Here is a 13310-nt window from a genome sequence, read left to right as displayed (position 1 = left end):
CCGTCTGCCAGGGCTGGTCAGGCGCAAACGGCGAGCGTGTCACCGCGTTCGCCAGCAGTACGAAATATTGATAATAATCGATTGGCAATCTCATAAAAGGAGAGGTCGGCCATGCTTTCGGATCTGGAATTACGCGGCATTATTGAAGGAAGTTTCCTGCCTAAGCGCTGTGAAGTCACCAAGGCGCCAGACGCCTCGCTGACGGTGAAGGTCTATCACGAGATCGACCATGACCGGGTCGACCTGGTGGTCACCGGCATTTGCGCGAACAAGCTCGACAGCAGTCGGGCGATCTGCAACTTGATTACCGAGTTGCGTGAAGACCTCAAGCACACCCACACCCATGCCCCGGCCCTCAAACGAGCCGGTGCGCGTCCTTTCTATTAAACGGACGGTTGAGCTTCAATCAGTGAAGACTTGCGGGCCTGGATCAATGCCAGGCCCGATGCCGTTTGCGTGATCACAGCGCCCATTGGTTCAATTCTGGAAATCACAGGCTTCCGACAGTTTGCGATAGCCCACGTCCTGGACTTTCCCTTGACTGTCCACGAACTTGATATCGGCCTTGATCACCTTGCATTCATTGGTATCGGTTTCGTGCATGGCGAGCACCTTCTGCACATCCATCTTCTCGCCGTAGTGATAAGGCGTGACGACGGGTGCGGTGTCAGCCTGCGCCATCCCCGTTACAGCCGTCAGGGCCAGTGCAGCACCGAGCATTAACGTATGCAGTTTCATGGTGTTTCTCCGCAAGTCGTTCGCAGGCTCAACACCGTGATGAGCCGCGGCCGCCCTGGGCAACGGCTGGAGCCGTGCGAGTGCGGTCGAATCAACTGTCTTCCCGGGGGATTAACCATCGATTAAGTGAGGTTTTACTGACAAAAGCTTCATCTTCAGCGTGGTCGTAACGTCGCGCACATAATCAGGAAAATTCCGATACGGGCCCGGACAACGCGCTTGCTACCGTCGCTCGTGGGTCCATCAATCGGATGGCGTGTGTGAAAGGCGGAGTCGGGTTTGCAAAAGAAAATCGCAGCAGAGTTCCTCGGAACGTTCTGGCTGACCTTCGGTGGCTGCGGCAGCGCGATACTGGCGGCGGCGTTCCCGGAGTTGGGTATTGGCTTTGCCGGTGTGGCCCTGGCTGCTGGCTTGGCGGTGCTGACCATGGCCTACGCGGTGGGCGGCATTTCTGGGGCGCACTTCAACCCGGCGGTGACTATCGGCCTGTGGGTCGGCCGCCGGGTGGCCGGCATCGATGTAGTGCCCTACATCATCGCCCAGGTAGCCGGTGCGATGGTCGCTGCCGCCGTGCTGGCGCTGATCGCCAGCGGTCGTCCGGATTTCGAGATCGGCGCTTTCGCCGCCAATGGCTATGGTCAGTTGAGCCCGGGGCAATACAGCCTGCTGGCGGCATTGGTGGTTGAAGCCGTAGCGACCTTCTTTTTTGTGTTCATCATCATGCGCGTCACCGGGCCTGGTTCGGCAGCGGGTTTTGCGCCCATCGCGATCGGCCTGGCGCTGACCCTCATTCACCTGGTGACCATGCCCGTCACCAATACCTCGGTCAACCCGGCCCGCAGCACGGGGCCGGCGTTGTTTGCCGGGGGGGAATACGTGATGCAATTGTGGCTGTTCTGGGTGGGGCCGACAGTGGGCGCGGTGATCGGCGCCATTGTCGCGCGCGGGGTCACTTGCCCCAGGGAGGCGTGAACCTACCAGCTTACGCGTACCCCCGCGTTACCGCTGAAACCCTCCAGCGTATTGCTGTCCAGCTGGGTGTTGTAGTCCGCCGCCAGGTACACGCTGACGGTGGACGACAGCCTGGCGACAACGCCCACGCCGAGGTCGGCGGTGGATGACTTGTGATTGGTTTTAATCCGGTCCACGTCGTCGTAGGTCACCGTGTCACTGCCACCGAAGGTGCGCCAGGCGTTGGCTCGCACATAGGGCTCAATCGGGGTGTTCTGCACCAGGTAACGCCCCTTCAGGCGTGCGCCCAGGCGGCCGGTCCAGTAGTCCTGGGAGTCGAATGAAACCTTGGAGATGCCGTCGTTCTGGTGGTCCATGTCAATCTGCTGGTTGATCACCTGCACCTGGGGTTCCACTACCCAATGTTCGGAGACGGTAATCGGGTAACCCGCTTCTGCCGAGAGGGCCAGGGCGTGGCCCTTGTTGTCGATCTTCACGTCACGCTCGGACTTGCTGTCACCGTCGAAGCGTGTGCCCATGGCCACCAGGTCCACGTACCAGCCCTTGGGGTCGGTGAGGGTCCAGTAGGCGCCGAAGTTATCGCCATCCAGCTTGACCCGCCCGGAGCGGTTGTCCTGGAAGCCCATTGAAAAGCCCTTGATGTCACCTTGCAGGCGGCTTTGGCCGATAAACAGGCCGAAACGCTGGATCTGCCCGCCACGGGTCTCGGAGGCATAGAGGTCGTGGCCGACCTGATAGCCCTTGATGGAACCGTCGAAACTCGGCGATACCGTGCCCGACCAGCTCTTGTTGAAGTCACTGCCATAGGCACGGCCCCAGCCCGCCGGGACCGGCCCGGTTTCGCTGAGCAGGCTTTGTTCGCCCTGGCGGTCGTGGAAGGTGCCCAGGGCTTGCAGCGTCATCAACTGCGCGGCCGGGACGACCACCGAGTACACCGGGACCTCCAGGCGATACAACGGAATCGGCTCGGCCCCGGCAATGGCAGCAGGCAACACCGGATTGCTCGCTGCCGACTCCGGCGAGGTGGCGGCCGCGACCTGGCTGGGCGGCGGAGCAGGGGGCTCCACCGGTGCGACGGGTTGCGAGGTCGGTGGCTCCACGGGCGGTTCATCCGGTGCTACCACGGGCGGCACTGGCGGGATCGGCGGCACCGGCACCACCACCGGTGGCGTCGGCGGGACAGGTGGAACCACCGGTGGCTGCACGGCGACCACCGACGAACGCAAGTACCAGTTGTTTTCCGTGCCGGCGGTGACACCACCCTTGAACAGCAGATACTCATAAGCCCCGGCGGATACCGAGCCTTTCAGGGCAAACGCATCGGTGCTGCTGGTCGCACCGTTGAGGGCTTGCACCACTTCGATCCCGCTGTTTTGCGTGAGACCGCCCAGGCCGCCGAGATTGCTCACGGTCATTTGTGTATGCCCGCTGATGCTCCCGTCAGACACAACCAGTTTGTCGGTGGCCGAGTTTTCGTCGCCCAGCACGGTTTGCAGCCAAAGCTGCCCATTGTTGCCGACGTAGTTGCCGTACACCGTCAACGTATCGGTGGCGCTGTTGCTGCGGCTGGTCATGTCGATGGTGCCGGCATTATTCAGGGTGGCCAGTGCGCCTGCGGTGTAGGGGCGGATACTGCCTTGCGTCACGCCCAGGGTGCTGCTGCCATCGATGTTGAAGGTGCCGGTATTGCTGGCACTGTCGCCGAGGAAAAAGTCGCCGGCCAGGTCGAAGCGCGAGTTGTTGTTGAGGTTGACCGTTTCCCACCCGATATACCGGGCGGCGGTGCTGGAAGTGGTGTTGTCAAAGGTCAGTTGGTCATTGCCCAGGCCGCCGTCAATCGACGGCGTGCTGCTGAGCAGGGTTTCATTGAGGCCGCTGAGCAGCGCGGTATCGTCGCCGTCGCCCATCAGCACGGCGGATTTGATCTGGCCGCCATTGAGCCAGTTGAGTGTGTCATTGCCGACACTGGCGCGGATCTCGCCACTGATGACGCCGCCACTCACGGTAATGCTGTCGTTGCCGCCACTGGTGCTGATATTGCCACCGATGCTGCCGCCGGAGACGATGATGGTATCGGTACCGAAGGCGGTCACCAGATTACCGAGGATCGACCCGCCGGACAGGTCATAGATGTTGTTGTCGAGCTTCATGTCGACCCGGCCGATGGTGCCACCGGTTTGCCGGGCCACGTCGCCATCCTCAAAGGCACCGACGATGGTGCCACCGGTCATCAGGAATGTGTCGCGGCCATCGCCCTGGGCCAGGGACTGGATCTGCCCGCCGCTCATTACGAAGTCATCGATGCCGTTGCCCTGGGAAACGGCGCCGGTCACGGTCCCCGCGCTGATCTGGAAGCGATCGGCACCGTCGCCCTGGGTGATGCTGCCCACGATGCGCCCGGAGTTCATGTCGACGAAATCCGTGCCGGCGCCGAAGGTGATATTACCGTTGATGGTGCCGGTGCCACCTGCCGGTAGCGTCAGGGTGTTATTGCCGGCAAGGTCGGTCAGGCCTGTGGGGCTGCTGCCGCTGTCGCAGGTGAAGTTGTCGTTGCCGGGGCCCGGGGTGAGCACGCAAGCGGCTTGAACTTGATGAGGCGTCAAATATTGCAGCGAGAGGATGCCGACAACTAAAACGGCGCGAGGGTGAAAAATCCGTTTTGTGTGCATGTGTCTGTCCTGCTTTTATTGTAAAAACTGCACGTGCTTTAGTGTTTAGTCCAGCCTTCGGAACACTGCGCGGTTTTCCGGCGGGCGTTGCGACTAGTTGTTGCGCTAACAGGTGACCCAATGGCCCAAAGTGATGACGTTGCCGTTTTTGTCGTAAACGGTACTAACGTAGTTTTTGTTGCCTGCGCCACACGCGCTGGCACCTTGTTCCTTCACGTGATAGTCAACATTCACGACGGCTTCTTCTTTGCCGCCAAACAATTTAGTTGTTACGGTTTCGAATAATGACCAACCTTTCAGCTGATCCTGAAGAGGTGTTGCCCCGCGCCCACCTCTGCCCGCACCGTATGCGGTGATATTTATCAATAGCAAAACCAACAAACAACCACGAATTGAATTTTTCATGAGGCGCTCCATCAAGGCAATGTCGCTTGAACAGCTATTGCAGTTTGTGTGCCGTCCTTGACGACGCCCACTACATAACCAGCATTCGGCGACATGGCCGTTATGTTGCTTGCCAGGCCGCCATTAATCGCTGGAATGCAGACGACACCTGCGGCATTGGTCCACGTACAACCGACTCTGTGTTGCGAGCCATTGATCAGACTTAACGCAACCACCGTTGAAGTGGAGTTGGCGCGAATAGACATAGCCTCCGGCCACGTCATATTGGCTGGTGGCATGACATCAACCGGAACTTGGATAGGCGTTGGGGTGGGAAACCAAACGGCGTTGCTGACGTTACCGGTACCGTCGGAGCGACTAATCAGGATAAATCCGTTGTTATTGATATTGATTGTGCTACTGGCGGTCCCGACTGAAGTGTTGAGAACCTGGGGCGCACTGGCAGGGGTCGTCCATGAGGCTGCTTTGGTGACGTTGATATCTGAGTTGGGATAGAAACACTGCCCCGCGACATTAAGGCGATCGTTAATGCCGGAGATGACGCAGTAATCAGCACCTGTCGGAAAGGCCAGGTCGGTCATCACATACCCTGTTGTTCCGCGCGTCGCGACTCGAGGAATAACTTCGCCGCCGGGCCCCGGACAGTTAAGCGCGACACTGGGGTAGCCGTTCACAAGTGTCAGATTCACATCAACCGGGCTACATTCATCTTCGTAACGCTGCGCCAGTAAGCCTGCGGGAAAAATAAACTGCGGTGTGCCGCTACCGGCCGCCCATAGTACCGATGTCGCCCGGTCATTTTCGCTGATGCTCCATCCAACCACTCCACCCCGTTCGTTCATCGCCGTAGGGACGGTTCGGACATCCGCTGCGCGAATAGGCAGGGGCAGAATGGTCGCTGGTAATGGATTGAGCACAATTGGCGGGTTGGCTGGTACATCACCTTTCCAGACGACACCGGTGGCGACACTGTCGGCTCGGTTACAGAAGCCCATGATCCAGTTGGCGTTAGAGATGGTGTTGGCTTTACAGCCTTGACCCGCCACGAGTGAAGGCAGTGCGACCTGAGCAGAACCCGCGTTGGCAACCCAGGGAATCAAGTTGGCACCGTTGCCGATTTTGGTGCAGTTACCCACTGCCCGCCCGGAATCGTTGATCCCTAGCGGCATACAGTTGACACCGTCAGGCACCGTCGGGATTTGCGTGTAGGTCGCGGCCTGGCTGGCGCCCGAGATCAGAGCGCCCGAAACCAGGGCGATGGGACATAGAATGGTCTTGATAAGATCGGTCATGTGGATTCCTTCCTTGGCAGAGGGTTTTGACACCTTGGCGTTAGCGCTACTTCCTTGCGCACGAGGCGTAACCGGAGTCTTGACCCGAAAACCACGACCGACAACTGTCAAAGTTGACAGGTTGTGGAGGAAAGGAGAAAGGAGTAAATGAGTTGCCCCCGCAGCGCGCGGGGGCAGGCGGGGCTAGTTCAATTGCTGGCGGTAGGGCAGGTCCGGCCCGGTCTTGCTGCAGGTGAGTGCCGCTGCGCGGATGGCGAAGGTGAGCATGCTGCTGATCTGCTCGCGGGTCAGCTGCTGCAGGCCTTCCACCGAGTCCAGTCGCTGCTCGGTCAGCCAGGCAATCAACGCGGCCTGGAACGTATCGCCAGCCCCTACCGTGTCCGCCATGACGACCTTTGCCGCTGGCGCCGACCAACTGCCGTGCTGGCGGCTGAACACCGTCGCGCCGTCGCCGCCCCGGGTCAGGAACACCAGTTGGCAACGGTGCTGCAACCAGCCTTGCAGAATGCTTTCCGGAGCCTGGCCGGGGTAGAGCAGGTGCAGGTCTTCGTCACTGACCTTGATCAGGTCGGCATGCTTGACCAACTCGGCCACGCGGGCGCGCCACAGCTCGATGTTCGGCTCGGGGTTCAGGCGTACGTTGGGGTCGAGGCTGATCAGGCGCTTGCCAGTTTCCCGGCGCACCAGGGCCAGCAGGGTGTCGGCAATCGGCTGCACCACCAGTGAGAACGAGCCGATGTGCACGCCACGCACTTCGTCACCCAACACGGGCAGATGCTCAAGTTGCAACTGACGGTCGGCGCAGCCTTCACCGCGAAAGCTGTATTGCGGTGAACCGTTGGCGCCCACGGCGACCATTGCCAGGGTGGTCGGCGCAGCGAACTCCACGAGGTAATCCTCGCCCACGCCTTCGTCCTTGAGCACCTGCAACAGGCGTCGGCCCAGATAGTCGTCGGAGATCCCGGCGAAAAAGCCCGCGTCGATTCCCAATCGACGCAAACCTACCGCGACGTTGAACGGCGAGCCGCCGGCAATCGCCTTGTAATTGACCCTGGATGCCCTGCCGCTGGCATCGTCCTCGCTGAAAAAATCAAACAGCGCTTCGCCACATACCAAATACATATTCGTTCGCTCTTAAAGGGATGCCACGTGCTGTTGATAACGCTCATAAGCCTGCTGGTAGGCGCTGACGCTGTCGGCGTGGGGCAGCGTGCGGCTGGCCGCGTCGACGCTGACGCAACGCTGGCACAGCTGCGCCAGGCTCTCACCGGACTGGCACCACGCCGCCTGGATCGCCGCGCCCAGGGCAGCGGCTTCGCTTTGTTCGGTGCAGATCACTTCGGTGTTCATGATATCCGCGACCATCTGCCGCCACACCGGGCTTTTCGAACCGCCGCCAATCAGCCGGATGCTCTGGCTTTGCAGGCCGGTCTGGCGCAACAGGTCGAGGCCGTAGCGCAGGCCGAAGGTGGTGCCTTCGACCACGGCGCGGCACAGGTTGGCGCGGGTCAGGTTGGTCATGGTCAGGCCGTGCAGGCTGCCGGTGGCGTGGGGCAGGGCGGGCACCCGTTCGCCGTTGAGGAACGGCAGCATGCTCACGCCGTCGGCGCCAATCGGCGCCTCGGCCACCAACGCGTTGAAGGCAGCGAGATCGAGGTCGAACAGCTCGCGGATGACCCCGGTGGCGTTGGTCAGGTTCATGGTGCAGATCAACGGCAGCCAGCCGCCGCTGGAGGAGCAGAAGGTCGCGACCGACGCCTGCGGGCTGACGTTGGCCTGATCGGCAAAGGCATACACGGTGCCGGATGAACCCAGGCTCATGGTGATCACGCCGGGGGCGATATTGCCGGTGCCGATGGCACCCATCATGTTGTCGCCGCCGCCGCTGGAGACTTGCGCATTCGGGTTGATGCCCAGGCGTTCGGCGATGGCGGGCAGGAGGGTGCCCACTGGCTGGCTGGCCTCGATCAACTCGGGCAGTGCCGCTTCCAGGCGCCCGTCGGGATCGATGTGGCGCAACAGTGCCAGGTCCCATTCACGGGTGCGCACGTTGAAATAACCGGTGCCGGAGGCATCGCCGTATTCGGCGCAGGCACGGCCGGTGAGCCAATAGTTGAGGTAGTCGTGGGGCAGCAGGATGTGCGCGATGCGCGCGAACACCTCCGGGTGTTGCTCGCGGGTCCACAGCAGTTTGGACACGGTGTAACCCGGCGCGATGGCTACACCGAGGCGTTCCAGGGAGCCGCTTTCACCGCCCAGGTGTTGCAGCAGGCGATCGTTTTCCGGCGCGGTTTCGGTGTCGCACCACAGCTTGGCGGGGCGCAGTACCTGACCCTGGTCGTCGAGCAATACCAGGCCGTGTTGCTGGCCGGAAACGCCGATGGCGAGGATGTCCTGGCCGTCCACCCCGGCCTGTTGCAAGGCGCGCTGAGTGGCTTCGGTAAAGGCGTCGAGCCACTCCTGGGTGTGTTGTTCGCGGCGGCCATTGGCGCCGCTGATCAGCGTATGGCTGGCGGCGCCCAGGCCCAGGACTTTGCCGCTGCTGGCGTCCAGCACGATGGCCTTGGTGCCCTGGGTGCCGCAGTCGATGCCGAGGTAGAGGTTTTGCTGGGTCATGGTAGGTCGCTCAGCCTATTGTTATGGAGAACTCGGTCAATGTGAGAGCGGGCTTGCTCGCGAATACGGTGTGTCAGTTAACGCAAATATTGACTGATCACCGCTTTCGCGAGCAAGCCCGCTCCCACATTTTTGATTCGGTTCCGTCAGTTGAGATTGGCGAGCAGCCGCTCCAGCGTTTTGCTCACACCCACATCCTGCAGGCTTTCGAAACACCGCTCAAACGCTGCCACAAACTCGGGCGAGTTGGGAATAGCCGTACCAAAAATCTCTTCCACCCCCAGCAGCCGTTTGCTGATCAACGCGTCTTCCGTCACCAGCCCCTGGCAAAACTCGGCCCGGGGATCCGGAATGCGGTAGATCACCCCATTTTCATCCACGCCTTTCAAGTACAGCGCCCACGCGGCCACCACCAGTGCGGCACGCTCGGTCTCGCGGCCATCGGCAATCAGGCGATTGATGGTGGGTACGGTGAACTTGGGAAACTTCGACGAACCGTCGGAGCACACGCGCTCCAACTGGTCGGCAATCGCCTGGTTGGAAAAGCGATCCACCAGGGTCTGCTTGTAGTCGGTCAGGTCGATACCGGGCACCGGTGCCAGGTTGGGCGTGACGTCCAGGTCCATGTAGGCGCGCATATAGGCCACGAACAGCGGGTCGTTCATGGTTTCGTGGACGAAGCGGTAGCCCTTCAGGAAACCAAGGTATGTCAGCGCCAGGTGGCTGCCGTTGAGCAGGCCGATCTTCATCTCTTCATACGGCGTCACGTCGTCGGTGAACTGCACGCCTACGGTTTCCCAAGCTGGGCGGCCGTTGACGAACTTGTCCTCCAGTACCCACTGCACAAACGGTTCGCAGACCACCGGCCAGGCGTCGTCAATGCCGTGCTCGTCATGCAGTTGCAGGCGGTGCGCAGTGCTGGTCATCGGCGTGATGCGGTCGACCATGGCATTCGGGAAGCTGACGTTGGCCTTGATCCACTCGTGCAGGTCAGCGTCATGCAACGCGGCGAAGGCCAGCAACGCCTTGCGGGTCACGGCGCCGTTGTGGGGCAGGTTATCGCAGGACATCACGGTAAACGCCGGAACCCCGGCCGCCCGGCGCTGGGTCAAGGCAGCGCAGATAAAACCAAACACGGTTTTTGGTGAGCCCGGGTTGGCCAAGTCGTGCTGGATCTGCGGCAGGTGGGCCATGAACTCGCCGTTGCTGTCGTCGATGCAGTAGCCGCCTTCGGTGATGGTCAGCGAGACAATCCGAATCTGTGGGCTGGCCAGCTTGTCGATCAGCGCCTGGGCACCGTCTTCGGCCAGCAGCATGTCGCTGATGGAGCCGATCACACGCACTTCGGTGTCGTCGGTGTCGCCCAGTTCATACAGGGTAAACAGGTAGTCCTGGCCGGCCAGGTCGTCCCGGGCCTTGCGGTCTTCGGCGCGCAGGCCCACACCGCAGATGCTCCAGTCCAGGCCCACGCCGGTATTCATCAAGGCGTCGGTGTAATACGCCTGGTGCGCACGGTGGAAGCCGCCGACGCCAATGTGCGCGATGCCCTGGCTGGTATTGGCAATCGCATAGGCTGGCAGTTGCACTTCAGGCGCCAGTTGCGTGAGGTTTTGCTTGTTCAGTTTCATCGGGAAATTCTCGCGAAATCAGGCGGCGGCGCGCAGTGGACGGGCCACGGCAACACCGTCAGCGTCGAACAGATGGCATTGGGTCGGGTCCAGGTACAGCTGCAGGGTTTCGCCATACTGGCTGGCCATGTCGCCACGGATCCGCAGGGTCAACGGCTCCTTGCTGGCGGTGATAACGTGGCAGAAAGTGTCGCTGCCCAGGCGCTCACCGACGTCGGCGGTAACGGTCAGGGTGGCCTGGCCAGGGGTGGCGATTTCCAGGTGTTCCGGACGAATGCCCAGGGTCACCGCGCTGCCAACGCTCAAGGTGGCGCTGCTCAGGGGCAGGCTGATGCGGCCGCCAGCGTCCAGTTCGACGTCGCAGCTCTGGGCATCCACGCGGCTGACCTTGCCTTTGAGGAAACCCATTTTCGGCGTGCCCAAAAAGCCTGCGACAAACAGGTTGGCCGGCTGGTGATACAGCTCCAGCGGCGAGCCCACCTGTTCTACGCGGCCGCTGTTCAGTACCACCACCTTGTCGGCCAGGGTCATGGCTTCGACCTGGTCGTGGGTCACGTAGATCATGGTGGCTTGCAGTTCTTTATGCAGGCGCGACAGCTCCAGGCGCATCTGCACCCGCAGGGCGGCATCGAGGTTGGACAGGGGTTCGTCGAACAGGAAGATCTTCGGGTTACGCACAATTGCACGGCCGATGGCGACACGCTGGCGCTGGCCGCCGGACAACTGCTTCGGCTTGCGCTCCAGCAAAGGGCCCAGCTCCAGGATACGTGCTGCTTCGTTGACCTTGCTCTCAACAATCTTCTTGTCGACGCCGGCCAGGTCCAGGGCAAACGACATGTTCTTGCGCACGCTCATGTGCGGGTAAAGGGCGTAGGTCTGGAACACCATCGCCAGGTCGCGCTTGGCCGGGGTGACTTCGGTGATGTCGCGGCCATCCAGTTCGATGGTGCCTTCGGTGACTTCTTCCAGGCCCGCAATCAAGCGCAGCAAAGTGGATTTGCCGCACCCCGACGGGCCGACGAACACCACGAATTCCTTGTCGTTCACTTCAAGGTCGATGCCCTTGATGATGGAGAAACCTTCGAAGCCTTTTTGCAGATTCTTGATTTTCAGGTTGGCCATGATGGGCCTCCGCTTCTGAATATTTTTGAAGGAGCCGTTACTTCACGGCGCCGAAGGACAAACCGCGGACCAGCTGTTTCTGGCTGATCCAGCCAAAGATCAGGATCGGCGCACAGGCCAGGGTCGACACGGCAGACAATTTGGCCCAGAACAAACCTTCGGGGCTGGAGTAGGAGGCGATCAACGCGGTCAATGGCGCGGCATTGGACGAGGTCAGGTTCAGCGACCAGAACGCCTCGTTCCAGCACAGGATCAGCGACAGCAACACCGTGGAAGCCAGGCCGCCCTTGGCGATTGGCAGCAGCACCCGGACCATTTCCTGCCACAGGGTGGCGCCGTCCAGGCGGGCGGCTTCGAGGATGTCCTTGGGGATGTCCTTGAAGTAGGTGTAAACCATCCAGACCACGATTGGCAGGTTGATCAGGGTGTAGATGATGATCAGCGCGATGCGCGTGTCCAGCAGGCCGAAGCTCTTGGCCAGCAGGTAGATCGGCATCAGCACGCCCACCGGTGGCAGCATCTTGGTGGAGAGCATCCACAGCAACGTGCCCTTGGTGCGTTTGGTCTCGTAGAACGCCATGGAGTAGGCGGCCGGTACCGAGATCAGCAGGCACAACGCGGTGGCACTGAAGGAGATCAGCACCGAGTTCCAGGCGTAGCTGAAGTAGTTGCTGCGCTCGTTGATGTGCAGGTAGTTCTCCAGCGTCGGTGTGAAGATGAACTGCGGCGGCGTGGCGAACGCGTCGATTTCGGTCTTGAAGCTGGTCAGCACCATCCAGAAGATCGGGAAGAAAATCAGGATCGCGATGGCCCAGGCCAGGGTGCCGAGCAGCACGCTTTGCAGGCGGCGGGATTGTTGAAGCGTCATGGCGCGGCCCTCAAGGCTTGTCAGTCAGGTTTTTGCCGATCATCCGCACCAGGATGATCGCCGCGATATTGGCAATGACCACGGCAATCAAGCCGCCGGCCGAGGCCATGCCCACGTCGAACTGCACCAGCGCCTGGTTGTAGATCAGGTAGGCGAGGTTGGTCGAGGCGTAGCCGGGGCCGCCGTTGGTGGTGGTGAAGATTTCGGCGAACACCGAGAGCAGGAAGATGGTTTCGATCATCACCACCACGGCAATCGGGCGCGCCAGGTGCGGCAGGGTCAGGTGCCAGAAAATCGCGATGGCGCCGGCACCGTCGAGGCGGGCGGCTTCCTTCTGTTCCTGGTCGAGGGACTGCATGGCGGTCATCAGCAGCAGGATCGCGAAGGGCAGCCACTGCCAGGACACAATGATAATGATCGACAGCAACGGGTAATGGGCCAGCCAGTCCACCGGCTGGGCGCCGAACAGCTTCCACACGTAGGCGAGAATCCCCGACACCGGATGGAAAATCAGGTTCTTCCAGATCAGCGCACCGACGGTGGGCATGATGAAGAACGGTGAAATCAGCAACACCCGCACCAGGCCGCGACCGAAGAACTCGCTGGCTTCCAGCAGGGCGCTGATCAGTACGCCAAACACCACGCTGATCAGCAAGACGCTGCCCACCAGCAACAGGGTGTTGGTGGCGCCGGGCAAGAAGCCCGAGTCGGTGATGAAGTAGGTGAAGTTCTCCAGCCCCACGAACTGGTTTTCGCCGGGGTAGAGCAGGTTGTAGCGAATCAGCGAGAAGTACAGGGTCATGCCCAGCGGCACGATCATCCACAGCAGCAACAAGGCCACCGAGGGGCTGACGAGGAACCAGCCGGGGTTGATCAAGCGGCTTTTACGCGGCTTGTCCGGCGAAGCGGTTTGCACTTGGGCAGTGGTGGTATTCATGGTGATCAGGACCGATTAGAGACAGGTACGCAAAGCCCCTGTAGGAGCGAGGCTTGCTCGCGA

At 61.1% G+C, this 13310-nt stretch carries 12 protein-coding genes; 2 read left to right on the top strand and 10 right to left on the bottom strand.

From position 1 onward, the window contains the following. Positions 1-111: 111 nt before the first annotated feature. Positions 112-387: a DUF1652 domain-containing protein gene (locus ACUN0G_RS30230; RefSeq protein ID WP_063029815.1), complete on the top strand. Its 276-nt coding sequence runs from the start codon at positions 112-114 to the stop codon at positions 385-387. Between the two features lie 90 nt (positions 388-477). Here ACUN0G_RS30230 and ACUN0G_RS30225 read toward each other — a convergent pair whose 3' ends face one another. Beyond that, positions 478-738 (bottom strand): DUF2790 domain-containing protein, encoded by a 261-nt coding sequence (locus ACUN0G_RS30225; protein ID WP_445575165.1) that lies wholly within the window; start codon positions 736-738, stop codon positions 478-480. Between the two features lie 279 nt (positions 739-1017). Between ACUN0G_RS30225 and aqpZ the strand changes: the two genes are divergently transcribed. Beyond that, positions 1018-1710 (top strand): aquaporin Z, encoded by a 693-nt coding sequence (gene aqpZ / locus ACUN0G_RS30220; protein WP_445575164.1) that lies wholly within the window; start codon positions 1018-1020, stop codon positions 1708-1710. 2 nt (positions 1711-1712) lie between these two features. Here the strand turns inward: aqpZ and ACUN0G_RS30215 are convergent, their stop codons facing one another. The 9 genes from ACUN0G_RS30215 to ACUN0G_RS30175 all read right to left on the bottom strand — a co-directional run bounded on the left by ACUN0G_RS30215 (position 1713) and on the right by ACUN0G_RS30175 (position 13247). Continuing rightward, complete coding sequence (locus ACUN0G_RS30215) at positions 1713-4379, bottom strand: autotransporter family protein (protein ID WP_445575163.1); 2667 nt, start codon at positions 4377-4379, stop codon at positions 1713-1715. Between the two features lie 105 nt (positions 4380-4484). Then, a complete protein-coding gene (locus ACUN0G_RS30210; protein ID WP_445575162.1) occupies positions 4485-4784 on the bottom strand; it encodes a hypothetical protein in 300 nt (99 codons plus the stop codon). An 11-nt stretch (positions 4785-4795) separates the two neighbouring features. Beyond that, a complete protein-coding gene (locus ACUN0G_RS30205; RefSeq protein ID WP_445575161.1) occupies positions 4796-6076 on the bottom strand; it encodes a hypothetical protein in 1281 nt (426 codons plus the stop codon). A 183-nt stretch (positions 6077-6259) separates the two neighbouring features. Then, positions 6260-7198 (bottom strand): carbohydrate kinase family protein, encoded by a 939-nt coding sequence (locus ACUN0G_RS30200; RefSeq protein ID WP_445575160.1) that lies wholly within the window; start codon positions 7196-7198, stop codon positions 6260-6262. Positions 7199-7210: 12 nt separating this feature from the next. Next, a complete protein-coding gene (gene xylB / locus ACUN0G_RS30195; RefSeq protein ID WP_445575159.1) occupies positions 7211-8692 on the bottom strand; it encodes a xylulokinase in 1482 nt (493 codons plus the stop codon). Positions 8693-8838: 146 nt separating this feature from the next. Next, a complete protein-coding gene (locus tag ACUN0G_RS30190) occupies positions 8839-10320 on the bottom strand; it encodes a mannitol dehydrogenase family protein (protein ID WP_445575158.1) in 1482 nt (493 codons plus the stop codon). Between the two features lie 18 nt (positions 10321-10338). Continuing rightward, entirely contained in the window at positions 10339-11442 is a 1104-nt protein-coding gene (locus ACUN0G_RS30185; protein WP_258345484.1) for an ABC transporter ATP-binding protein, read from the bottom strand. A gap of 37 nt (positions 11443-11479) precedes the next feature. Then, on the bottom strand, positions 11480-12310 hold the full coding sequence (locus ACUN0G_RS30180; protein ID WP_003215312.1) for a carbohydrate ABC transporter permease: 831 nt from the start codon (positions 12308-12310) through the stop codon (positions 11480-11482). A 10-nt stretch (positions 12311-12320) separates the two neighbouring features. Further along, entirely contained in the window at positions 12321-13247 is a 927-nt protein-coding gene (locus tag ACUN0G_RS30175) for a carbohydrate ABC transporter permease (protein WP_017475596.1), read from the bottom strand. Positions 13248-13310: the final 63 nt, after the last annotated feature.

This window comes from Pseudomonas sp. 32A (genome assembly GCF_052682255.1).
Note: the sequence above shows the minus strand (reverse complement) of the source record. Positions and strands in the feature narration are given on the sequence as shown.

Coding starts and splice junctions, on each gene's coding strand:
- ACUN0G_RS30230 (WP_063029815.1), top strand. CDS start 112: ATGCTTTCGGATCTGGAATTACGCGGCATTATTGAAGGAAGTTTCCTG.
- ACUN0G_RS30225 (WP_445575165.1), bottom strand. CDS start 738: ATGAAACTGCATACGTTAATGCTCGGTGCTGCACTGGCCCTGACGGCT.
- ACUN0G_RS30215 (WP_445575163.1), bottom strand. CDS start 4,379: ATGCACACAAAACGGATTTTTCACCCTCGCGCCGTTTTAGTTGTCGGC.
- ACUN0G_RS30210 (WP_445575162.1), bottom strand. CDS start 4,784: ATGAAAAATTCAATTCGTGGTTGTTTGTTGGTTTTGCTATTGATAAAT.
- ACUN0G_RS30205 (WP_445575161.1), bottom strand. CDS start 6,076: ATGACCGATCTTATCAAGACCATTCTATGTCCCATCGCCCTGGTTTCG.
- ACUN0G_RS30200 (WP_445575160.1), bottom strand. CDS start 7,198: ATGTATTTGGTATGTGGCGAAGCGCTGTTTGATTTTTTCAGCGAGGAC.
- xylB (WP_445575159.1), bottom strand. CDS start 8,692: ATGACCCAGCAAAACCTCTACCTCGGCATCGACTGCGGCACCCAGGGC.
- ACUN0G_RS30190 (WP_445575158.1), bottom strand. CDS start 10,320: ATGAAACTGAACAAGCAAAACCTCACGCAACTGGCGCCTGAAGTGCAA.
- ACUN0G_RS30185 (WP_258345484.1), bottom strand. CDS start 11,442: ATGGCCAACCTGAAAATCAAGAATCTGCAAAAAGGCTTCGAAGGTTTC.
- ACUN0G_RS30180 (WP_003215312.1), bottom strand. CDS start 12,310: ATGACGCTTCAACAATCCCGCCGCCTGCAAAGCGTGCTGCTCGGCACC.
- ACUN0G_RS30175 (WP_017475596.1), bottom strand. CDS start 13,247: ATGAATACCACCACTGCCCAAGTGCAAACCGCTTCGCCGGACAAGCCG.